Below are 22,743 nucleotides of genomic sequence, written 5' to 3' on the forward strand. Positions count from 1 at the left end.
CGCAATTAGAGTATTTAAGAGAACATGAGACTATTATCCCAATCTGTTGAATTTGACTTAAATTTACTGAGAAAGTACGATCGCCCAGTTCCGCGATATACTAGCTATCCTCCGGCAACGGAACTTACAGAAGAATTCCGGGAAATCGATCTAAAAACTGCGATCGCAGTTAGCAATTACAAAAAAACACCTTTGTCGCTGTATTGTCATATTCCATTTTGCGAAAGTGCTTGTTATTTTTGTGGTTGCAACACGGTAATTACTCAACGTAAAGAAGTAGCAGAACCTTACCTCGATTATATTCAGCGCGATATTAAACAGATGGCGGAATTAATCGATCGCGATCGGGAAGTCAACCAACTTCATTGGGGTGGTGGTACGCCTAACTATCTTTCGCCAAAACAAGTTGAGACGCTTTGGAAAACAATTAATAACAATTTTACTTTTGCGCCAGAAGCGGAAATTTCCATTGAAGTAAATCCCCGCTATTTAGATAAACATTACATCTTTTTCTTGCGCGATTTAGGATTTAAACGGATTAGTTTTGGCATTCAAGATTTTAATCCGACAGTGCAAGCAGCAGTTAACCGCATCCAACCAGAAGCGATGTTATTTGAAGCAATGGGATGGATCAGAGAAGCGGGTTTTGAAAGCGTGAATGTGGATTTAATTTATGGATTACCATATCAAAATCTGGAGACATTCACTGACACGATTCGGAAAACAATTAAACTCGATCCCGATCGGATTGCTGTTTTCAACTTTGCATATATTCCTTGGGTAAAAGGAGTGCAAAAACGCATTGCCAAAGAAGCATTACCACCAGCTTCCGAAAAACTCAGCATTCTGCAAATGACAATTGAAGAATTGACTGGGAATGGTTATGTATTTATTGGCATGGATCACTTTGCCAAACCAAATGATGAATTAGCGATCGCGCAACAGAAAGGAGATTTGCACCGTAACTTCCAAGGATACACTACCAAACCAGAATCAGACTTGGTAGGTTTTGGCATGACTTCTATTAGTATGTTGCACGATGTTTATGTACAAAACCACAAACGATTAAAAGGTTACTATCAAGCAATTGATGAAGGAAGATTGCCGATCGAACGAGGCGTTACTCTCAGTAGAGATGACATTATTCGCCGCACGATAATTATGGAATTGATGTGCCAATTCCAACTTTCTAAATACGACATCGAAGAGAAATATCACCTCAGCTTTGACTTAGATTTTGAAGAATATTTCATTAAAGAACGCTACAATTTGCGCTTGCTAGAAGCTGATGGTTTGATTCATCTTTCTCACGATCGAATTCAAGTTACACCAAGCGGAAGATTGCTGATTAGAAACATTGCTTCAGCTTTCGATAAGTATTTGGGAACTCAACAAAGCGAACGCTTTTCCAAAGCAGTTTAATTTGGCGATCGTTTCTGGCTTCTGCTTTTTGTCTGATTCTTGAAGAGGTTTAAATATGCGGATTTTGTTAATTCAACCTAATTACCATTCTGGCGGCGCTGAAATTGCGGGAAATTGGCCTTCTAGTTGGGTTCCTTATGTTGGTGGGGCATTAAAAACAGCAGGATTTACTGATATTGAATTCATCGATGCGATGACTAAATATATCGATGACGATCGATTAGCAGAAATGATTCGCGATCGCCAACCAGATATAGTATTTGCAACGGCAATTACGCCGATGATTTATAAGTCGCAAAGCACCTTAAAGTTGGTGAAACAAATTTGCCCAAATGCGAAAACAATTATGGGCGGAGTTCACCCGACTTATATGTATCGAGAAGTATTAAGTGAAGCACCTTGGATTGATTACATTGTTCGGGGTGAAGGAGAAGAAATTTCTGTTAATTTGGTGCGAGCGATCGCCAATGGCACAGATGGAGAAGAAAGGCGAAATATTTTAGGAATTGCCTTTTTAGAAGAAGGGAAAATTGTCGCTACACCTGCCCATCCTCCGATTAAAGATTTAAACACACTTACCCCAGATTGGAGTCTTTTAGATTGGGATAATTATATTTATACTCCGCTAAATACTAGAGTTGCAGTTCCTAATTATTCGCGGGGTTGTCCCTTCCGTTGTCGCTTTTGTTGTCAGTGGAAATTCTGGCGCAAATATCGATCGCGATCGCCCAAACATTTTGTCGATGAAATCGAGAATCTAGTCAAAGAACATAAAATTGGATTCTTCATTTTAGCTGATGAAGAACCAACAATTAACAAATCGCGATTTATTGCTTTGTGTAATGAATTGATCGATCGCAACTTAGGCATTCATTGGGGAATCAATACCAGAGTTACCGACATTCTCAGAGATGAAAAAGAATTACCCCTTTATCGCAAAGCTGGATTAGTTCACGTTTCATTAGGAACCGAAGCAGCAGCACAATTAAACCTGAATTTGTTCCGTAAAGAAACCACAATTGCCGATAATAAACGAGCAGTTCAACTGTTACGAGAAAACGGCATTTTAGCCGAAGTCCAATTTATCATGGGACTGCCCAACGAAACGCCAGAAACGATTGAAGAAAGCTACAAAATGGCGCGGGATTGGAAAGCAGACATGACTAACTGGAATATGTACACACCTTGGCCCTTTTCCGAACTATTCCAAGACTTAGCTGATAAAGTCGAAATCCGCGATTATTCCCACTACAATTTCGTTACCCCAATCATTAAACCCGACAACATGACAAGGGAAGAAGTGCTCAAAGGCGTACTTCGCAATTATGCCCGTTTCTACTCTTGGAAATTCCTCGAATATTGGTTTGAAAAAGATTCCTTTAAGCGGCGTTATTTGTTGGGATGTCTTTGGGCATTTGTGAAAACCACCCTGAACAAACGATTCTATAACTTAGAACGAGTCAAGCAAAAAGGTTTCCGTTCCGAAATTGAATTTGGTTTCGACGAATCGAAGATTTTGACTGCCGAACAAATGGCGAATTTGAAACGAGAACGTCCCGCAGATATTGACTTTGTGGGAACAATTGCTACCAGTGAAACAGAGAACAATGACCCAGAATGTGACAGCTACACTAAAATTCATGAACAGCACGACATGATTCAAGTTGCTGTGATTGAAGAAGATCAAGAAACTCGGATTAATTTGCGGGTAAGTTTGCGGGCACAAAAGGGAATTGAAGTTGCTAGCGAAGCTACAAATGCCGAAACAGGTTTGGTAATATTGGAATCGATCGATGTAGATGTTGCCGTCGTCAATAGCACCTTACCAGACATGGATTTAGTGAAATTCCTGCGCCATTCGCGGAGAGTTCAAGCAAATTCCTACGTCATTCCCTCCAAAATTTTGATTTTGGTAACTCCCGATCAAACATCACTGATATCCGATGCTTTAGCTGCTGGTGTTAACGGTTTTTGTTTGAAAGATGCCAGTATCGAACAATTAGCAGAAGCAGTCAGAATTACCCATCGTAAAGGAAGTTATCACGATCCGGCGATCGCTCATCTAGTTCAACAACCAGTAACTACTAGTTAGTAAATTTTTTGAACCGCGAAGACGCGAAGGACACGAAGGAAGAAGAAGAGAAGAATATAAAGGGGGTATTTAACCCCCTTTATAAAGTTATTCTTCCTCTTCTTTCTTCTTCTTTCTTCGCGCTCTTCGTGTCTTCGTGGTTCAAAAAAAAGTCTTAACCAACCTGAGCAAAAACTCGTTGTTCAATCAACTCTTGCTCAAACCTATCCTTCTCAAAACTGTAACCTTCACCCAAGAAAGAAACAATTGTTTCCGTATCGTACTCAGCATTTTGTAAACAAGTAGAAGCGCCCGGAGAAGGAGTAATATTAAACAAAATATTCTCCCCAAGAATTTTCGCTTCTCCCATTTCCAAACGGCGAGTTTTCAAATTCACAATTTGTGGTCTAATGCCACCATAACCTTGAGCAAGTTGTACCTCACTTAACTTAATAGAAGGCACAATTTTTCGCACTTCTTTCACAAATAACCACTTGCCAAGGAAAGGTATATCGTAAATAAAATTCATCACCACATACTTTAAAATCGCTGGTTCCGAAAGGATATTAAAGAAGCTCAAAAAGGCAGCGATGCTAAGTCCAGCAGTTCGCAAATAATCCAAAAATGTGGTATATTTACCTTGCTCTAATAAAGGAGTAACTTTGGCAGTAGGGCCAAATCTTGTTTGACTGGCATCGTGAACTTCTGGATCTCCATGAATGGCGGCGAAAGGTATCTTTTTGAGTTGTACAGTGTAGACTTTGCCGTTTAAAACTCCTGGCGCAAGGTAAAAACTCCCAGCTACATTTAATAAGGCATAATCTTTGCCGTAACCAAGAGTTTTAGCAAATAATAAACTATAGGCTCCCGCAGTGAATACTACTACTTTAGCAGCGATCGCCTCTTTCTCAGTTTCAACCTGATAAATTTCCCCTTCTTTCTCAATCTTCTTAACTCGCGTTCCTAACATCAAATCAATAGTTTTCTGTTGATTTACCATTGATTTTTGTAGGAAAGATTCCGCTAACTTTTGGAAATCGATCGTGTAACCTTCCTCAGTGTAAAGAGCTAAAATTTCCTCATCAGCTGCTCTACCTTTTACCACATTTGGTTCGAGTAATTCAATTTCTCCTCTTTCAATTAATCTTAACTGCGGAAATAAAGATTTAAATTCTTCGTATCTGGCGCGAAGTTCGGCTGTTTCTTCTTTGCCGATCGCCAAAACCATTTTATGATACTTACTATGAATTTCTCGGCTAGAATCATTTCGCAACAAGTAATTTTTCACTAAAGTTGCAGCCCGATTCACCTTCCCAGCTTTTTCCAATGTATAATTAGTTTCAATATCGCCAAAATGCAGCGTTTGGCTATTGCTCGTTTTATGAGAATTGACTAAAGCAACACCGGGATTTTTTTCAATTAAGGCAATGCGATCGATATTAGTATAATTACTCAAAGTGTACAACAAAGCGGTGCCAGAAATGCCACCTCCAATAATGGCTACATCATAAACATTCTCTGCAAACTGCATAATTTTTCCCAAACTCTAACAAAGCGAGGCTATTTTTTAGTGTAAAACAGACTGTCGATCGGCACAGTTTATGGTAAACAATCTAGAGAAATTTTCCCAAAATAACTTCTGGACAAGTCTACCTTTTCCCCACAAAGATCTGTCTTCACCTTTAGGATAAAGCAAACAAGCTAAAACAAGCTTCACCCTATCGGCTTATCCATGAGTATGAAACCATTAAGAAAGAAAATGGCAAATAGTAAATTAATTCGATGAATGACGTTTTCCTGTTGGCTTTGCCAAAGAAACTGCTTTCGCTACCGCTTCATCTAACTGTTCTAGCACAGTAATTCCCACTGCTGCTAAACGCTCTTTTGCTGCTTCTAAGTTATTCCCCACTAAACGCACTACAAAATGTGGATAACCACCAGCATCATTTTGAGTATAATTAACAATAATTTCAGCGATTTCTTCGCAAGAAGCGAAACCATCTATGATGTTAATTAGTAATACTTTTATCCGGTTTTGTTGGCAGGAAATTTCTAAACTTTTTTGCAACAAACTGCTAAAAGAACAGGACCGATCTTCAGCTAATCGATTTTCCCCTAAATTAATACAACCGAAAGGTTTTCCGCCTGTTTGGTAGAGCAAATCTAAAGTTGCCATTGCCAAACCGCTACCATTACAAATTACCGCAATATTTCCATCTAATCCCCAAAAACTATTACTTTTTGCTTTATTTCCATTAGTATGGAAATGCACTTTCTCCGCTAATACTAACAAGTCTGGATGACGCGCTAAAGCTGCATTATTAACTGTAATTTTGCCATCTAAAGCCATTAATTCCCCAGAAGGACTTACGCCTAAAGGATTAATTTCTACTAGGTCTAAATCTTTTTCTAAAAAAAGATTAAACATCTTTTCAATGATGGCACTAACTGATTGAATGAGATTTCCCTGCAATCCCATTTTCATGGCTAATCTGCGGGCATAAAAACTGGAAAATTCTTCATCTACTACCACCTGTTGCAGATGTTTCATTACTAAATCTAAATCTATGCCGCCTTTAGGAGATCCCAGTAAAACCGGACGACGCAAGGAGTAATCCAAAGCTACGGCTAAATACAATTCTTGTTGGACATTGTATCTTGCTTCGGCAAGTAAAACTTCGGGATATTCGCCCATAATTGGGAGGCGGAAAATTGTTTGCGCAGCGGCGATCGCATCAATGGTATTTTCCACAAACTTAATCCCCCCAGCCCTACCTCTACCACCAGTGGGTACTTGAGATTTCAAAACTACTGGATAAGGAATTTCCAAACTTTTGATTTCTCTGGGATGATCGATTTTTTGCGAAGGCAAAACCGGAATGCAAATCTGACGAAATAACTCTTTGGCTTGATATTCTAATAAATCCATTTTTATTGAGTAGTTGGTAGTTGTTAGTTGGTAGTTGCTATTTAGTCATTCGTCATTCGTCAAAAAGTTAAAATTTAAAAATAACAAATGACCAATGACCAATCACTTACTGTTCAGAAGCTTTTGATTTTTGCCAATCCTCCGCCACTAGATCGATGCCATAAAACTTTTGCCAAAAGCGGTCTACAAATTTTGTAGGTAATACTTTGGTCATCATAAACAACAAGAAATCTCCAGCAGTTGCAGCAGTATATCTTGGGCGAGGATTAATATCTGTGAGCGATCTCACAATCACCTCAGCTACTCGTTCCGCAGTCCAAGCACGACTACTTGTTTGTTCTTGGAGTTTTTCCAACTTGCGGAAAGCGGCGCGGTAGGGCGTATTTTCTGGGTCTGCAACCGTTTCCAGTACCCTTTGATCGGCGACATCAAAAAATTCTGTAGTCACAGGGCCCGGTTCAATCACGCTAACCTTAATATTAAAAGGCTCCAACTCCATACGGAGAGCATCGCTCAAACCTTCGAGAGCGAACTTAGAGGAACTGTACAAACCGCCAAAAGGAAAAGCTAATCTTCCTCCCAGAGAACTAATATTAACAATTCTGCCACCACCCCGATCGCGCATCACCGGAATTAACTCCCGAATTAAAGCCAATGGACCCAACAAATTCACCTCAAACTGTCGCCTTGTCGCCTCCGCGGGAATTAACTCCACCGGACCCATTTGACCATACCCAGCATTATTCACCAAAACATCTACCCCGCCAAAACGCAGAATAGCTGCCCGCGCTAAAGCTTCCACCTGGTCAATTTGGGAAATATCCGTCGGAACGATCATCACTTCCGCCCCAGCTTTGGTACAGTAATTAGCAACCTTCTCCAACTTTTCCTGATTACGAGCCGCTAAGACCAATCGTATTCCCATGAATTGTTGAGCCAAAACCTGCGCTAAAGCCGCCCCTATTCCCGCCGAAGCCCCGGTAATTAATACAACTTGTTGAGACAATGGAATCTGATTTTTAGACATGGCATTAAACTAAAAGATTGATTAAACCAAAATTCTTGGCTAATTGCGTCCTCTAAATTAAATAGTTGCGATCGTTAACCAAGAGAACTCGTTAATATTAGGAATTGGATAAAATTAGCCGCATTTCGTCCATCTCAAGACCAAGATATCAAATTCTGTACAACTCTAAATAGATAAGGTGGTGTTATATGCAAACCGCAGTCCGACCCAGTGACCTCCAAGAACTAGCCAAATTTTTACAAGAACGCTTACAAGCAGAATTGGCAGGAGAAGTTAAGCTTCAGGTAAGATGTATGTTACAAAACGACATTTTGCTAGTGCTAGCCCAGCATTCTCAGTCCTTCGCCCCAGAAGCTCAGCCAATATTTCAGGTACTCAAGCAAACTATTCAGGAAGCTCAACCAGAATTTACCGAAAAAGTTCGGCTTTACTTGCGAGCAGTCGGGCAAAAACAACCTCGTGCTGTCCATGATTTTATCATTGAAAAATCACCAGCTTGGTTAGATAATCCCAACTTAAATGATGATGAAGAAGACGATTTCGATGATTTATTTCGCTGGTTAGGCAAAACATCCCCAGAATCGGAAGAACCTGCCGCCGATCTTAGGTCGGAGCCTGAAGAAGCTCCCCAAGAAAATATTAGCAGCGCACTCTTTTTTTCTGAAGAAATCGCAGCAGAAAACTCTGATGAATCACCATCATCAAACAATTTAGTTACCGAAGCTGAAACTGAATCAGATTCAGATTCAATGGAAGATTTGTCTTTGGAAGAACCCCCCAGTCAAAGCTTAGCAGAAACGGAAGTAATTGATGAGCCACCAGTATTACAAAAACAACGGCTAAATACAGAAGAATTTTCCTTATCACCAAAATTGTTAATTGCAGCTGGTGGTGTGATAATAGTTGCTTTTTTAAGTAGTCTTTATGCCTTTAGCCGTCCTTGTGTAATTGGTTCATGTCCGCAAATCAAGACAGCGAAACAACTGAGCCAAGAGTCAAACCAAACTATTAAAAAGGCCAAACAAATTCAAGATGTAGAAAAAGCTAAACAGAAATTAACTACAGCAACTAAACTATTAGGAAGTATTCCGCCTTGGTCTAGTTATCATAGCGAAGCTCAGAAATTATTGCCTAGCTATCAAAACCAAGCTAATCTAATCGATCCAATTTTAATGGCAATGAAAAAGGCGGACGAAGCCGCAGAAAGCAGCCAAAATCCTCCTCATTCAGTGGAAAAATGGCAGGAGATTAATTCACTTTGGAATCAATCAGTTGCGTTACTTAAACAAGTTCCCAAAAATAGCCCAGTGTATCCTTTAGCTCAGAAAAAATTACTTAACTATCGGGATTATTCAGCAGAAATTAATCACCGAATTAAGGTAGAAGAAACTAGTGAAAATAGAATTGTTGCTGCTAAGCAAGCAGCACAAACAGCAGAGTTGCGGCAAGTATCAGCTAGATCGTTAGAAAATTGGCAAGAAATAGAATCGATTTGGGAAAAAGCGATCGCAACTCTATCATCAATTCCCCGAACTGCCACGGGAAATGAAGAAGCTCAGCAACTAGTCGATAATTACCAAACAAAATTAGCAATTGTGCGCGATCGCAAAAATCAAGAACGCATTTCTGCTAACATTTATAGTCAATCAATCACTCTCGCCAGCCTCGCTCAAAGTCAAGAACAAAGAAATCAATGGTCAGAAGCAGTATCCAGTTGGCGACGAGCTTTAACCTACGCTCAACAAGTACCAAAAGGTACTTTTTACTATACCCAATCTCAACCACTAATTGATAGCTATAGCAGCGCCTTAAATCAAGCTCAAGATAGATTAAAAGTTGCCTTAGTTCTACAAAAAGCTAACACTGACTTAAACCGAGTTTGCAACGTTTCCCCAAAAATTTGCGAACACATAGTCACTCGTCAAGGCATTAAAGTTTACCTCACCCCCGCTTACGTAAATAGCGTGAGAAGAACCGCCATGAGTGCTGGCATAAATGGCGATGCTAACACTTTAGCCGGAGTAGACGATCACCTAAAAACCTTACAATCAGCCCTAGAAGCAATTAGCGAAAATTCCGTTTTACCCCTGGAAATTTACGATCATACCCGTGCTTTAATTGGCAAGTATAATCCTAAGCCAAATTGAGGGAGGTAGAGAGATGGGGAGAATTTTAAGTTTTGAGTTGTAGGGGCGGGTTTCGCAGGTAAATTTATACTCACAACAGAAAAGTTAACAACAAAACCCGCCCGTACAGAGTTTTGAGTTAAACTTCCTCATCTCCCCCTCCCACTAAATCTTTAACTGTTCTGCTGAATTAAAAACTTGTCGGGAAATGCCTTGAGTTACTAAAACCGTGGTAATTAAAGTGGCAAATAACTGAATGAATAAAATCAGCATTTGGTAAAGAGCCGCAGTTAAAGGATATACTCCACTTAAAAGTTGTCCGGTAAAAGTTCCGGGTAAAGTTACTACGCCGACAACCAACATAGTATTTAAATTGGGAATCATTGCCGCTTTAATTGCTTCTTTACGGTACAAAGCAACAGCTTGTTGAGGAGTTGCGCCTAAGCTGAGATGAGTTTCAATTTCCAAACGACTATTATTTAAAGAACTAGTCAAACGTTCTAGAGAAATAGCCGCACCATTCATGGCATTTCCTAGTAAAATTCCGGCTAAAGGGATAAAATATTGAGGCTCATACCAAGGTTTTGGTTGCAGGACTAAAAGGTTAATGTAAACCAGAGTTAAAGTAGTACTGATTAACAAAGAAAGCCAGACAATTGGTAAGATTTGCGGTATTCTTTTATTAACTCGGTTACGGGCAACTGTCGCGGCAATTGTCAGCATGATGGCGACAACTAGCAAAACAGCCCAGGGATTATCAAAAGCGAAAGCTGCTGCCAAAAAGTAGCCTACTACTAATAATTGTACGATCGTTTGGATTGTGCTTCTGGCGATCGACCATGACAATCCCAATCTTTGTGTAACCGACAACCCGATCGCAACAGCAATCAGCCCCAATGATATAACTAAGTCTATAGGATCAAGTTGAATTAAATCCACTGTCAATGTCCGATAATGTTAGTTTCAGATTTTAGTCGAAGCAGCAGCAGCCAAACAGGGAAAAGCAAAAACTTAAAGGTTAAACAAACAAAACCTTGACTCTGAGCAACACAGTACCCTTATATTATCTCTAGAATCAACCGATTCTCGATTGGCAATTTTGGATTTTCGATAAGCTGTTACGCATTAAAAAGTCATATTGTAGGGTGCGTCAGATTTAGATATTTTCCTTTCTATATCAGGCTTTACCGTCTGACGCACCCTACTCGTTAATAAGTGATTTAAATGCGTAACAGCTTATTAAGGAAGAAAAGACTAAAATCGGTTAATCGATGAATCCTTGAAATTAATCAATCCAAAATCTAAAATCTAAAATCTAAAATCGGTTAATCGAGTGAACAACATCCCCCCTATTGACTTAGCTCAGCAATACAAAACCATTGAGGAAGAAATAAACACAGCCGTATTGAGCGTACTGGCTTCAGGTCGTTATATTGGTGGCAACACAGTAGAAAGCTTTGAACAACAGTTTGCCTCTTACATCGGTGTTTCCCAAGCTGTCTCCTGTAATTCTGGCAGTGATGCCCTGTATTTGGCATTGCGGGCGCTCTCGATAGGCGCTGGCGATGAAGTGATTACTACGCCTTTTACTTTTATCGCCACCGCAGAAGCAATTAGTACAGTCGGCGCAACTCCAGTATTTGTGGATATTGATGCCCAAACTTTTAATTTAGATATTAACCAAGTTTCCGCTGCCATCACGGGGAAAACTAAGGCAATTTTACCAGTGCATTTGTTTGGGCAAGCTGTGGATATGACAAGGTTGATGGCAGTGGCGCAACAGCATAATCTAGCAGTTATTGAAGACTGCGCCCAAGCTACAGGTGCGACTTGGAACAACAGCAAAGTTGGTAGTATAGGTCATATCGGTTGCTTTAGCTTCTTCCCGACTAAAAATTTAGGAGCTTTTGGCGATGGAGGCGCAGTTACTACTAACGATCGCCAAATAGCCGCTACTGTGAGAATGTTAAAAGAACACGGTTCCCGCAGTCGCTACCATCACGAAGAAATTGGCGTAAATAGCCGTTTAGATGCTCTACAAGCTGCTATTCTCCAAGTCAAATTAGCGCATTTAGAAACCTGGAATACCCAACGTTCTCAAGTAGCAGCCCATTACCAAAACTTACTCGCACCACTCCCAGGAATAGTTTTACCTCAGAGTTTACCAGGTGGCAAAAGTGTCTGGAATCAATACACCATTCGCATTTTAGCCTCGGAAAATTCAGACAAAACTGCCGAGCCAAACTCCCGACGAGATCGAGTACGCACGAAAATGCAGCAGCAAGGCGTTACTTCAATGGTTTACTATCCCATTCCCCTGCACTTGCAACCTGTCTACCAAAACTTAGGTTATCAACCAGGTAGTTTTCCCGTAGCAGAACAAGTTTCCCACGAAGTTCTCTCTTTGCCCATGTTCCCCGAATTAACTCAAGAAGCACAAGAACAAGTAGTTTATGCCTTGAAAGATGCTCTTGCTTAAGGGAGCAGGGGAGCAGGGTAGCGGAGAATTTAAGACTCTGTAAGGACGGGTTTTGTAGTTAGCTCTTCTGCTGGGAGTAGAGATTTATCTGCTAAACCCGCCCCTACAAACTCAAAACTCAAAACTTAAAACTTTACAGACTTCTGCTTTCTGCCTTCGGTTGCTAAGGCTTCAACGATGCTGCGAACGGCAGCTATCATTGCGACTTCGCTGTTTAATTGGTTGATGGCAGAGCCCACACCAACGCCAGCGGCTCCAGCGGCAATGGCTAGAGGTGCGGTAACGCTGGAGATGCCGGAAGCACACAGAACTGGTACTGAGACGGCGCGGGAAATTTCGTAGGCTGCGGCTAGGGTGGGGGCAGCTTTTTCGATCGTGCCTAATGTGCCTGGGTGGGTGGGGGTGGCGCTGGTGCCGCCTTCGGTTTGGATGATGTCTGCGCCTGCTTTGACTAATGCTTCGGCTAATTGCACTTGTTCGGACAAGCTTAAAATGTGGGGAACGGTGACGGAGAGGGTAACATTGGGGAGGAGCGATCGCGTTTCCTGAGTAATCTCCAACACCTCTGGCGCTTCAAAACGCCGCCCTTGAGCGTAGAAACTATCGAAGTTACCAATTTCGATTAAGTCGGCTCCCGCTGCTACTGCTTTGACAAATAATTCTGGTTCTACAGCTGAAACACAAATTGGTAAGCTAGTAATCTGGCGGCAATGTCTCACCAATTCTGCATCGGCGGCGATATCAACAAAGGTAGCTCCTCCAATTTCGGCAGCTTTGACTATTGCTGCTACTCGCTGGCGATCGAAGTTGTTTAAACCACTGATTACCTTTAAAGCACAACCTTGGTCAAAAGCACTTTGTAATACTGCTGAGATCGTCATGGTGCAACTCTTATTCAAAAAATGTATGGATTATTTTTGCACTACCCGCGCTCAGAAGCCAGATCCTCTGGGTAAATTTTCTGCCTGGGAGCCTTCAAAATCATGACGATTTTGTTTTACAGGATGCAATTTGTACTTAGTTCCTGCTGTACCCTCTATATTTAACTCTTGTGGCCTTTATTCAAAAATGGAACTGGTGCTAAATAATGCCAGGAACACATACAAGATGCTGTACAAATTCACTCATAAAAGTTACAATTGTTAATAATACTTCAAGTAAAGCGCCATGAAGACCAGTCAGACATCAACAGATCTCGTGCGCACCTACCTACGTGAAATTGGTCGGGTTCCCCTGCTGACTCACGAACAGGAGATCATGTACGGAAAGCAAGTACAGCGCTTAACTGCTTTGCAGGCGGAGAAAGAATCTTTGACTGCTCAGTTAGGTCATGAACCCACTTTAGCAGAGTGGGCGCAGCAATCTGGTCTGTCTGAGGCTGAATTGCAGCAGATTGTGCGAGAGGGCGAATATGCTAAGCGGAGGATGGTGGAAGCTAACCTGCGATTAGTGGTATCAGTCGCCAAAAAATACATAAAACGTAATGTAGATTTGTTGGATCTGATTCAGGAAGGCAGTATCGGAATGCAGCGGGGGGTAGAAAAATTCGACCCCACCAAAGGCTACCGATTTTCCACTTATGCTTACTGGTGGATTCGCCAAGCTATTACTCGTGCGATCGCCGAAAAAGGACGCACGATTCGCTTACCAATTCATATTACTGAAAAACTCAATAAAATTAAAAAAGCGCAACGGCAACTTTCCCAACAGTTAGGTAGAGCAGCCACAGCAGCAGAATTGGCAAAAGAACTAGATTTAACTCCCAAGCAAGTTCGGGAATATTTGGAAAGGGCGCGTCAACCATTATCGCTGGATTTGCGCGTCGGAGATAACCAAGATACAGAATTGGGAGAACTTTTAGAAGATACTGGGATTTCGCCAGAAGATTTTGCTGTACAGTCGGCTCTGCATACAGATTTGGAAAAGCTGATGGCAGAGTTAACCCCGCAGCAGCAGCAGGTGTTGGCAATGCGTTTTGGTTTGGAAGATGGGCAAGCGTTGACTTTGGCAAAAATTGGCGATCGCTTAAATATCAGTCGCGAAAGAGTCCGCCAAATTGAACGGGAAGCACTCACCAAACTCCGCAAACGTAAAGCCGATATCGATGAATTTATTGCCAGTTAAAATGGGAAATTCACTGACGCTATGATATTACTCAGTGGATTTCTTCATTTTTAATTTTGATTTTTAAAAGATGTCATTTTCATAAATAGACTGCTAGAGTAGTGAAAAAGTAAGTCTCAGATAGTCATTTTAGTACTAAGAACCATTGACTGCTGCCAGAATGTCTTAACCAAAAATTCAACAGGCTGCAAGTAAAAGGGAGATAATAAAGTGAAACATCCATCCAATCGAGTCCCAGAATTCTCTGGAGATGAGTCAGAATCAAATAATTGGCTGTGGCAATACGTACAATCCCTAAGTCCAGAAACGATCGCCCAACTCTCTAAACCCACATCTGGGGATGTATTTCAGGTAATGGAACGTAATATTATTGGACTTTTAGGAAATTTACCTTCCGAACAATTTGGGATTACCATTACCACTAATCGGGAACATTTAGGAAGATTGTTAGCCTCAGCAATGATTAGCGGTTACTTTCTGCGGAATGCAGAACAAAGAATGTCATTCGAGCAATCTTTACAAGCAACAGAAGCTCACTCCTCAGAAGCCGAATAGTTAAATCCCAATTAACTAAGCTAAATACAGGGGAATTTGTAAAATTGTGTAATTGTTTGTACTGGAATCAATAACAATTCTCATCTCCCCAAAAAAACCCTTGCCTAAAACGCTCCATGTCAGAAATTCTACTACCCCACAAAATTATTGGTGTTGCTGTTATTTGGAATCAACAAGGTAAAATTCTGATCGATCGTCGTCGCCCAGAAGGATTAATGGGAGGATTGTGGGAGTTTCCAGGCGGCAAATTAGAACCGGGTGAAACTGTACAAGATTGTATTAAAAGAGAAATTGAAGAAGAGTTAGCTATTGGCATAGAAGTAGGAGATCATTTAATTACGATCGATCACACTTATAGCCAATTTCATGTAACTTTAAATGTCTATCATTGTCGCCATGAAAGTGGAGAACCTCAACCCATAGAATGTGATGAAATTCGCTGGGTAACAGTGGATGAATTACTAAGTTATGAATTTCCCGTAGCTAATTTACAAATTATTCAAGCTTTAAAAGAGATTTGATACTATCTTAAAAAAATACCTAAATTATTTGTTAATCTCTTTACCAATAACTAACGATAAACGGGAAGTGTAAAATTAAAACAACTGCCACCTTTGGCGAGAGAATCTACCCAAATTCGACCATAGTGAGCGCGAATAATCCGTTGGCAAAGAGATAAACCAATTCCGTATCCTTCTTTATCTCGATCGCGCTTGAGACGATAATGTTCTTCAAAAATAGCTTCGCAGTCTTCTTCGGGGACACCCAGCCCATTGTCACCCACACTAACTTGGACTTTTTGGGTAGTTCTATGTAAGATAGAAATTTCAATTATGCCGCCTTCCTGAGTATATTTGTTGGCGTTATCCAAAAGATTTACTAACACCTGACGCACTCTTTCTGGGTCAGCGTAAACTAAAGGAAGGTCATTGGGAATATCTGTTTTCAATTCCTGAGATTTGGCTTCAAATCGATGTTTTAAACAATCGATTACATCCTGACAAAGTATTGCTAAATCTAATTTTTTCGGTAAAATCCGCAGTTCGGCACAACTTCCCTGTGCTGCTTGTAAAATATCAGTAATCAGCCGTTCAATATTCAGAGATTGTATCCGCGCTTGTTTGATTAAACGCATGGTTAAAGCGGGTGATAATTTGGGGCTGAATCCGGTTTCAATATGGTAATTATTTTCTAGTGTTTCAAGGGCGATTAAGGAAGCGGTTAGCGGATTACGAAGATCGTGAGCTAACATGGCAATAATCCGGTCTTTAAACTGCAATTGCTGTTGCAATTCCTCTTTCTCTTTCTTGAGGCGAAATATTTCTTCCGAGAGGCGAATTAGTTCGGCAAAATCAGCAAAGCAAGGGGTATTTTGAGAATTATTATTAGGCCATTCGTGCAATTTTAGGTAATCTTCCACGCTATGTTTCCAACGGGGCCACCAATCCTGTAGCTGAGAGAGTAAGTTACTTCCCGCTAGTGTTTGGCGTGGTGGTGGGTGAATTTTCACTAAGGCTGGTGTTGCTACTAGTTTAAAGTGTTCGGCCAGATATGGTTGTTGTCCGACATCGACCACCTCAAGTTCAAAGGGGTAATCACTTCTGAGATGTTCTAGATAAGCAAGAAGCCGCTGTAGTTGCTCATGGGAACTTGGACGCTGGTCTACAAATAACAATAGCTGTAGAGGCGTTGGGGGATGAGTTAACTTTTCCGCATCTGCTGGTATGCAATCTCTATTCACCACGGGGGACAAATTATTAAACCTTTTCTAGAAGTTGACGATCGCGAAACCTTTTCCAGGTAGAATAGCTTACCCATGAGTTTATATCTATAAGCTACCGCGTTCTGGGTAATTAGGGAGCCTGGTACTGAAGAAAACTGATTTCCTGTGGTCTTAAAGTAGCTCAGTCATATAAAACCGGGTAAAACCCTGAGTGTTAAAGTCATTGTCGGTAAGATCTTGAGTAAGGTCAAGCAATGTGAGAGGCTTATCATCGGCGTTGAATGTAAGTGAGTGATGGTACTAAACGGGAGGAAACATCCCTATCTCAAAGGGGTGATTACTGTAGCGATCGCGTTTTTCGTGCTGATGTTGAGCTTGACTCTGCATCGTTATTTCACGTTCTACGCTTCCTATGACCAAGGAATTTTTAATCAGGTATTTTGGAATGGCATTCACGGTCGATTTTTTCAAAGTTCTCTGTCCTCCCAGTTATCGACGAATGTAGTCCACAATGGCGAAGTACCGTCTGTGTTTTATCACAGGTTAGGGCAGCATTTCACACCAGCGTTGTTGCTCTGGATACCTTTGTATTTATTGTTTCCCTCTCCTACAACCTTAACTGTATTGCAGGTTACTTTGGTTACTGCTGCTGGTTTAGTTTTGTACTCCTTGGCTAGACAATATCTCCAACCACGTCTAGCAGCAATCATTACTTTTAGTTTTTATGGTGCTAATGCCATTATCGGCCCTACTCTCTCTAATTTCCATGATATCTGCCAAATCCCCTTATTTATTTTTGGGTTGCTTTTGGCAATGGAAAAACGTTGGTGGTGGCTGTTTGGTTTGTTGGCGATCCTGATTTTGGCGGTGAGGGAAGATGGGGGAGTGAGTTTGTTTGGTGTCGGTTTTTACATGATAGCTAGCCGGAGGTTTCCCCGAATTGGTTTGGGGGTTTGTACTTTGGCTTTCGGTTATATGCTGGTGTTGACTAACCTAATCATGCCCATATTTTCGGCGGATATTTCCCAAAGATTTATGATCGAAAGGTTTGGTCAGTATGCCGAGGGAACTGAGGCTTCTACTGTAGAAATTATCTGGGGAATGGTGACAAATCCCTGGCGATTATTTGTAGAGTTAATTACACCAATAGATCGGACATTTACCTATCTTTTAGGACATTGGTTGCCGTTTGCTTTTGTGCCAGCTTTTTCGCCAACGGCTTGGGCGATCGCAGGTTTTCCTTTGCTAAAATTACTACTGGGTCAAGGACAATCTGTACTAGCAATTAATATTCGCTATGCGATGACTGTGGTTCCCGGACTTTGTTACGGTACAATTCTTTGGTGGGCAGCAGGAAGAGAAAATTTAATTGATGCGCCTGTGCGAGATTTGATTGCTAGAGGTCTAATTTCGCTGCGTAATTTTTTCTCTTACCCAATTTTTCAGGGCGTTCAAGCAATAATTGGTAACATAGTTAGTTGGTGGGAAAAACAGCCAAAATTACTGAAATTACCAATGCAGCGGTTTTGGATAATTTGTATCTGTCTTTCACTGGTATTCACTTTCACTTCTAACCCAAATCGCACCCTTTCTTACCTGATTCCAGATTCAATTCGTCCTTTGGTATATGTACCAATAACTGTTCAGTGGAAACACGCAGGTAGTATTCGTCACCTATTAGATAGAATTCCAACAGATAGTAGTGTGGCAGCAACAACTTATATTGTGCCTCATTTGTCTGGAAGAAGGGAAATTATTAGGTTTCCAGCTTTGCAATTTACTAACGATCGGCAAGAGGTGGTAAGTGTAGATTATGCGATCGCAGATTTATGGCAATTAAAGAAATACCAAGTTGCCTTTAAAAGTGATTGCCAAATTTTACAAGATAGCGTGCGAACTATTGATAAAATATTCGGTAATCGCTTATACGGAATCATTGGCTTTAAAGATGGAGTTATTCTTATGCAGAAAGCAGTACCATCTAATCCTGATGCTGTTTCTGCATGGCAGGTATTCCGCCAGGAAATCTCGCCAATCTTAAATAAACCCAAGTGTTAGAGCCAACTAGGGAAAGATTTTCTTAACATAACTAAACATAGTAAGTTACAATGACCATACTGATAGTATTGGTTTGTAATGTAACTTACTTAAACTCTCTTAGCTTATTGGAATTGGTACTGATGAAAATTCTGGTGTTATCTTGGGAATTTCCACCGCGAATTGTGGGAGGAATTTCTCGCCATGTAGCAGAACTATACCCGGAATTAGTCAAATTGGGGCATGAAGTCCATTTGATTACATCAGAGTTCGGGGAAGCACCCATGTATGAAGTGGTAGAAGGTGTGCATATCCACCGGATACCAGTAAGCTGGGGTCATGATTTTCTGCACTGGATCGGCAATTTGAATAATAGCATGGGTGTTCATGGCGGTAAATTGATTCTGGAAGAGGGGCCGTTTGATGTTATTCATGCTCATGATTGGTTGGTGGGAGATGCCGCGATCGCACTCAAACATAGTTTCAAAATTCCTTTGGTAACGACAATTCATGCTACTGAATATGGTCGTTATAATGGGATTCATAATTATCAACAACGTTATATTAGTGACAAGGAAAAACGGCTGACTTATGAATCTTGGCGAGTAATTGTTTGTTCGGAATATATGCGCCATGAAGTAGGCAGAGCTTTAGTTACTCCCGAAGATAAAATAGATGTAATTTATAATGGTATTCGTGCGGAAAAGAAAAATGGTAACGGTTTCGATCGCCAAGAATTTCGTCGCCGCTTTGCCAAAGATGACGAAAAAATTGTTTATTATGTCGGGCGAATTTCTCACGAAAAAGGCGTTTGGTTGCTGTTAAATGCTGCGCCTAGAGTAATCTGGGAAATGAAAGGAAAAGTTAAAATTGTGATTATTGGTGGCGGGAACACCGATCATCTCAAACAGCAAGCTTGGCAAATTGGAATTTGGGATAGTTGTTGTTTTACTGGCTTCATGTCTGATGAAGATTTAAATAAGTTTCAAACAATTGCTAATTGTGCGGTTTTTCCCAGTCTTTATGAACCTTTTGGCATTGTGGCTTTAGAAAGTTTTGCGGCGAAAGTACCTGTGGTAGTTTCTGATACGGGCGGGTTGCCGGAAGTAGTGCAACATGAGAAAACTGGAATCGTAACTTGGACAAATAATGCTGATTCTTTAGCTTGGGGAATTTTAGAAGTTTTGCGTAATCCCAATTTAGCGCAGCATTTAGTTGCAAATGCTTACGAAGATTTGAAAAAACGGTTTTGCTGGGCTAATTTAGCTTTGCAAACTCATGATGTTTATCAGCGAGTTAAAAAAGAACGGGCTTTGGTAATTTGGTGATTTGGGATTTAGGATTTTTGATTAATTTGCGATCGTCAATCAAGAACCAAGAAAATTTTCCTGTAAATCCAAAATCATACTTAAGAGTTATGCTAAAACCGCTAAGATTTAGTAGTATCCAATAGGTCAAGGCAATGATTGACCTTGAATGAAAGCCTTTTTGTCTTAACTTATTGGAGAATATGACTTTGCAACGTTCTAGTGGTATTTTACTACATCCTACTTGTTTACCTAGCGAATTTGGCATCGGTGATTTAGGACAAGCAGCTTATAATTTTGTCGATTTTTTAGTCAAAAGCGGTCAAAAATTTTGGCAGGTGTTACCGTTAGGGCCAACGGGATACGAACACTCGCCTTATACGATGAATTATAGTGCTTTTGCTGGCAATCCGTTAATGATTAGTTTAGAAAAGTTAGTCGATGAAGGTTTGCTAAAATCAGAGGAATTAAAGCCACTAGAAACGAGTGGAGAAAGTGCTTATAATCGGGTTGATTTTGATGCAGTAATTCCCCATAAATATGAGTATTTAAAGTTAGCTTTTGAACGGTTTCGCTTAACTATAAAAGATCGATCGAATCCTGACTTGGAAAAGTTTTGTCAGGAACAAGCTTGGTGGTTAGATGATTATGTGTTATTTATGTCGCTTTTAGAAGTGCATAATGGACAAGCTTGGAATTATTGGAACAAAGCAATTGCCAGAAGAGAACCACAAGCAATTAAAGAACAAAGGGAAGTTTTAAAAGACTTAATTTTGTATCATCAATTCTTACAATTTAAGTTTTTTGAACAATGGAAAGCTTTACGGAATTATGCCAATGAAAAAAACATTCAAATAATTGGCGATGTTTCTATTTATGTTTGTCATAATAGCGCCGATGTTTGGGCGAGTCAAGAAAATTTTGCCCTCGATCCTGAAACTTTAGAAGCGGCTTGGATGGCTGGTGTTCCGCCAGATTATTTTAGCGAAACTGGGCAATTGTGGGGGAATCCGGTTTATAATTGGGAACATTTACAAACCACAAATTATGCTTGGTGGATTGACAGATTTAAAGCGACTTTGCAATATGTAGATATTGTGAGAATCGATCATTTCCGCGGTTTTGAAGCTTTTTGGCGGATACCTGCTGGGGAAACTACGGGAATGAAAGGGGAATGGATTAAAGCGCCTGGGGAAGACTTTTTTAGAAAGTTGGGTGAAGGTTTAGGAAATCTCCCGGTTTTAGCGGAAGATTTGGGAATTATTACCCCGGAAGTTGAGGAGTTGCGCGATCGCTTTAACTTTCCCGGAATGCGAATTTTAATGTTTGCGTTTGGCGACGATAGCAAAAATCCTTATTTACCCCATAATTACATTCCTAATTGTGTGGTTTATCCGGGAACTCACGACAATGATACTATTATTGGTTGGTGGGAAAAAGCGAGTGAGAAAGAAAAGCGATCGATCGCCGAATATTTGGGTTATTCCCAACCCCAAGAAATCAACCAAATCAATTGGGTTTTCATTCGTATGGCGTTATCTTCCGTGGCTAATTTAGCAATAATTGCTTTGCAAGATGCTTTAGGATTGGATAATCGCGCCCGGATGAATGACCCTAGTGTGAATGCGGGAAATTGGCGTTGGCGGTTCACTGATTCCGATTTGTTGAGTCAAGAATTGAGCGATAAACTTTTAAAAATGAACCAAGTTTACAACCGTTGAGTTGCAGTATTAATGGTTCGCAGTGAGGAAATAGTTTTGCAGAAATGTTCGGCAACTGTGTTAATTTCCTCCTGATTGTTAAAGCGCCCAATTCCGAAGCGAACTGAAGCCAAAGCTAAGTCTCGGTCGTGTTCCAAGGCGATTAAAACATGAGAAGGTGCCGTTTTTGTGGAAGTGCAAGCAGCGCCAGAAGATACAGCCATTACTGGTTGTAATCCTAACAAAAGTGCTGCACCATCGACATTTTTAACGCTGACATTTAAGTTTCCGGGTAATCTTTGAATTGGATGACCGTTTAATATTACATCATCTAGTTGAGAGATTTTTGACCACAAATCTTGGCGCAATTTCGTCAGTCGTTTGGCTTCGGAATCCATTTCGGGAATCGCTAATTCTACTGCTTTGGCAAAACCAACTATTTGGGGGGTGTATAATGTTCCCGATCGCATTCCCCTTTCATGTCCACCGCCATGAGTTTGAGGTGATAATTTTACTCTGGGATTGCGTCTTCTGACATACAAAGCGCCGATTCCTTTTGGCCCATAAATTTTATGCGCTGTTAAGGACATTAAATCAATTTGCATTGCTTCTACATCTAAGGAAATTTTGCCGATCGCTTGGGCTGCATCAGTGTGAAAAAGGACTTCGTGCGATCGACAAATCGCCCCAATTTCTGCTAAAGGTTGCAAAACTCCAATTTCATTATTCGCCGCCATTACTGAAACTAAAATTGTCTCAGGACGAATGGCTTTTTCCAACTCGATTAAATCAATTAATCCCTCCTTTTCTACTGGGAGAAAAGTTACTTCAAAGCCCAAAGATTCTAAATATTCGCAAGGATCGAGAACGGCATTATGTTCAGTTTGTACAGTAATAATATGTCGCCCTTTCTTAAAATAAGCTTCGGCTACTCCTTTAATCGCCAAATTGTTAGCTTCCGTCGCCCCACTAGTGAAGACAATTTCTTCTGGTGTGGCGTGAATCGCCTCTGCTAAAATTTGCCGAGATTGCTTTACAGCGGCTTCCGCTTCCCAACCGTAAAGATGGTTGATACTCGCAGCATTACCAAAATGTTCTCGGAAGTAAGGAAGCATCGCCGTTAACACCCGTTCATCTAGGGGCGTAGTGGCGTGGTTATCGAGATAGATGGGACGTTGGGACATCATGTATTTGTGAGAAAAAGCACTATATAAATGATTAATGTAGCTCTGGAGGGATGTAC

The 22,743-nt window shown here is 40.7% G+C and carries 17 protein-coding genes; 10 read left to right on the forward strand and 7 right to left on the reverse strand.

Going from position 1 to position 22,743, the window contains the following annotated elements; all coding sequences use genetic code 11:
• Positions 1–24 precede the first annotated feature (24 nt).
• Positions 25–1,422 carry an oxygen-independent coproporphyrinogen III oxidase gene (hemN, locus tag ACE1B6_RS26215; protein ID WP_413260235.1) on the forward strand — a complete coding sequence of 466 codons (1,398 nt, stop codon included), beginning with the start codon at positions 25–27 and terminating at the stop codon, positions 1,420–1,422.
• Between the two features lie 55 nt (positions 1,423–1,477).
• Complete coding sequence (gene bchE / locus ACE1B6_RS26220) at positions 1,478–3,514, forward strand: magnesium-protoporphyrin IX monomethyl ester anaerobic oxidative cyclase (protein WP_413260236.1); 2,037 nt, start codon at positions 1,478–1,480, stop codon at positions 3,512–3,514.
• A gap of 154 nt (positions 3,515–3,668) precedes the next feature.
• Here the strand turns inward: bchE and ACE1B6_RS26225 are convergent, their stop codons facing one another.
• The 3 genes from ACE1B6_RS26225 to ACE1B6_RS26235 form a co-directional block, all read right to left on the reverse strand.
• Entirely contained in the window at positions 3,669–5,024 is a 1,356-nt protein-coding gene (locus ACE1B6_RS26225; RefSeq protein ID WP_413260237.1) for an FAD-dependent oxidoreductase, read from the reverse strand.
• A 243-nt stretch (positions 5,025–5,267) separates the two neighbouring features.
• Complete coding sequence (locus ACE1B6_RS26230) at positions 5,268–6,422, reverse strand: ATP-grasp domain-containing protein (RefSeq protein WP_413260238.1); 1,155 nt, start codon at positions 6,420–6,422, stop codon at positions 5,268–5,270.
• A gap of 106 nt (positions 6,423–6,528) precedes the next feature.
• On the reverse strand, positions 6,529–7,449 hold the full coding sequence (locus ACE1B6_RS26235) for an SDR family NAD(P)-dependent oxidoreductase (RefSeq protein WP_413260239.1): 921 nt from the start codon (positions 7,447–7,449) through the stop codon (positions 6,529–6,531).
• A 188-nt stretch (positions 7,450–7,637) separates the two neighbouring features.
• Between ACE1B6_RS26235 and ACE1B6_RS26240 the strand changes: the two genes are divergently transcribed.
• Positions 7,638–9,596, forward strand: a complete 1,959-nt coding sequence (locus tag ACE1B6_RS26240) for a hypothetical protein (protein ID WP_413260240.1) — start codon at positions 7,638–7,640, stop codon at positions 9,594–9,596.
• A 144-nt stretch (positions 9,597–9,740) separates the two neighbouring features.
• Here ACE1B6_RS26240 and ACE1B6_RS26245 read toward each other — a convergent pair whose 3' ends face one another.
• The gene (locus tag ACE1B6_RS26245) at positions 9,741–10,514 is read right to left on the reverse strand and encodes an ABC transporter permease (protein ID WP_413260241.1); all 774 of its coding nucleotides are present in this window, start codon (positions 10,512–10,514) and stop codon (positions 9,741–9,743) included.
• A gap of 394 nt (positions 10,515–10,908) precedes the next feature.
• Here ACE1B6_RS26245 and ACE1B6_RS26250 point away from each other — a divergent pair, with 394 nt between their 5' ends.
• The gene (locus ACE1B6_RS26250) at positions 10,909–12,054 is read left to right on the forward strand and encodes a DegT/DnrJ/EryC1/StrS family aminotransferase (protein WP_413260242.1); all 1,146 of its coding nucleotides are present in this window, start codon (positions 10,909–10,911) and stop codon (positions 12,052–12,054) included.
• Between the two features lie 125 nt (positions 12,055–12,179).
• Here ACE1B6_RS26250 and ACE1B6_RS26255 read toward each other — a convergent pair whose 3' ends face one another.
• On the reverse strand, positions 12,180–12,935 hold the full coding sequence (locus tag ACE1B6_RS26255; protein WP_413260243.1) for a DUF561 domain-containing protein: 756 nt from the start codon (positions 12,933–12,935) through the stop codon (positions 12,180–12,182).
• A gap of 286 nt (positions 12,936–13,221) precedes the next feature.
• On the opposite strand from ACE1B6_RS26255, the gene ACE1B6_RS26260 reads away from it, so the two are divergent.
• The 3 genes from ACE1B6_RS26260 (at position 13,222) to mutT (ending at position 15,254) form a co-directional block, all read left to right on the forward strand.
• Positions 13,222–14,178 (forward strand): RNA polymerase sigma factor, RpoD/SigA family, encoded by a 957-nt coding sequence (locus ACE1B6_RS26260; RefSeq protein ID WP_413260244.1) that lies wholly within the window; start codon positions 13,222–13,224, stop codon positions 14,176–14,178.
• A 210-nt stretch (positions 14,179–14,388) separates the two neighbouring features.
• On the forward strand, positions 14,389–14,733 hold the full coding sequence (locus ACE1B6_RS26265) for a DUF760 domain-containing protein (protein ID WP_413260245.1): 345 nt from the start codon (positions 14,389–14,391) through the stop codon (positions 14,731–14,733).
• A gap of 116 nt (positions 14,734–14,849) precedes the next feature.
• A complete protein-coding gene (gene mutT, locus ACE1B6_RS26270; RefSeq protein ID WP_413260246.1) occupies positions 14,850–15,254 on the forward strand; it encodes an 8-oxo-dGTP diphosphatase MutT in 405 nt (134 codons plus the stop codon).
• Positions 15,255–15,304: 50 nt separating this feature from the next.
• Here the strand turns inward: mutT and ACE1B6_RS26275 are convergent, their stop codons facing one another.
• On the reverse strand, positions 15,305–16,477 hold the full coding sequence (locus ACE1B6_RS26275) for a histidine kinase (RefSeq protein WP_459563102.1): 1,173 nt from the start codon (positions 16,475–16,477) through the stop codon (positions 15,305–15,307).
• Positions 16,478–16,750: 273 nt separating this feature from the next.
• Here ACE1B6_RS26275 and ACE1B6_RS26280 point away from each other — a divergent pair, with 273 nt between their 5' ends.
• The 3 genes from ACE1B6_RS26280 to malQ all read left to right on the forward strand — a co-directional run bounded on the left by ACE1B6_RS26280 (position 16,751) and on the right by malQ (position 21,521).
• Positions 16,751–18,514: a DUF2079 domain-containing protein gene (locus tag ACE1B6_RS26280; protein WP_413260248.1), complete on the forward strand. Its 1,764-nt coding sequence runs from the start codon at positions 16,751–16,753 to the stop codon at positions 18,512–18,514.
• 122 nt (positions 18,515–18,636) lie between these two features.
• On the forward strand, positions 18,637–19,821 hold the full coding sequence (locus ACE1B6_RS26285) for a glycosyltransferase family 4 protein (protein ID WP_413260249.1): 1,185 nt from the start codon (positions 18,637–18,639) through the stop codon (positions 19,819–19,821).
• Between the two features lie 182 nt (positions 19,822–20,003).
• Positions 20,004–21,521 carry a 4-alpha-glucanotransferase gene (gene malQ / locus ACE1B6_RS26290; RefSeq protein WP_413260250.1) on the forward strand — a complete coding sequence of 506 codons (1,518 nt, stop codon included), beginning with the start codon at positions 20,004–20,006 and terminating at the stop codon, positions 21,519–21,521.
• On the opposite strand, the gene ACE1B6_RS26295 is transcribed toward malQ, so the two are convergent.
• Entirely contained in the window at positions 21,509–22,684 is a 1,176-nt protein-coding gene (locus ACE1B6_RS26295) for a cysteine desulfurase family protein (RefSeq protein WP_413260380.1), read from the reverse strand. The two genes, malQ and ACE1B6_RS26295, sit on opposite strands and share 13 nt — an antisense overlap.
• Between the last annotated feature and the right edge of the window lie 59 nt (positions 22,685–22,743).

It is taken from the genome of Floridaenema fluviatile BLCC-F154 (genome assembly GCF_041929135.1).
Classification (GTDB): Bacteria; Cyanobacteriota; Cyanobacteriia; order Cyanobacteriales; family Aerosakkonemataceae; genus Floridanema; species Floridanema fluviatile.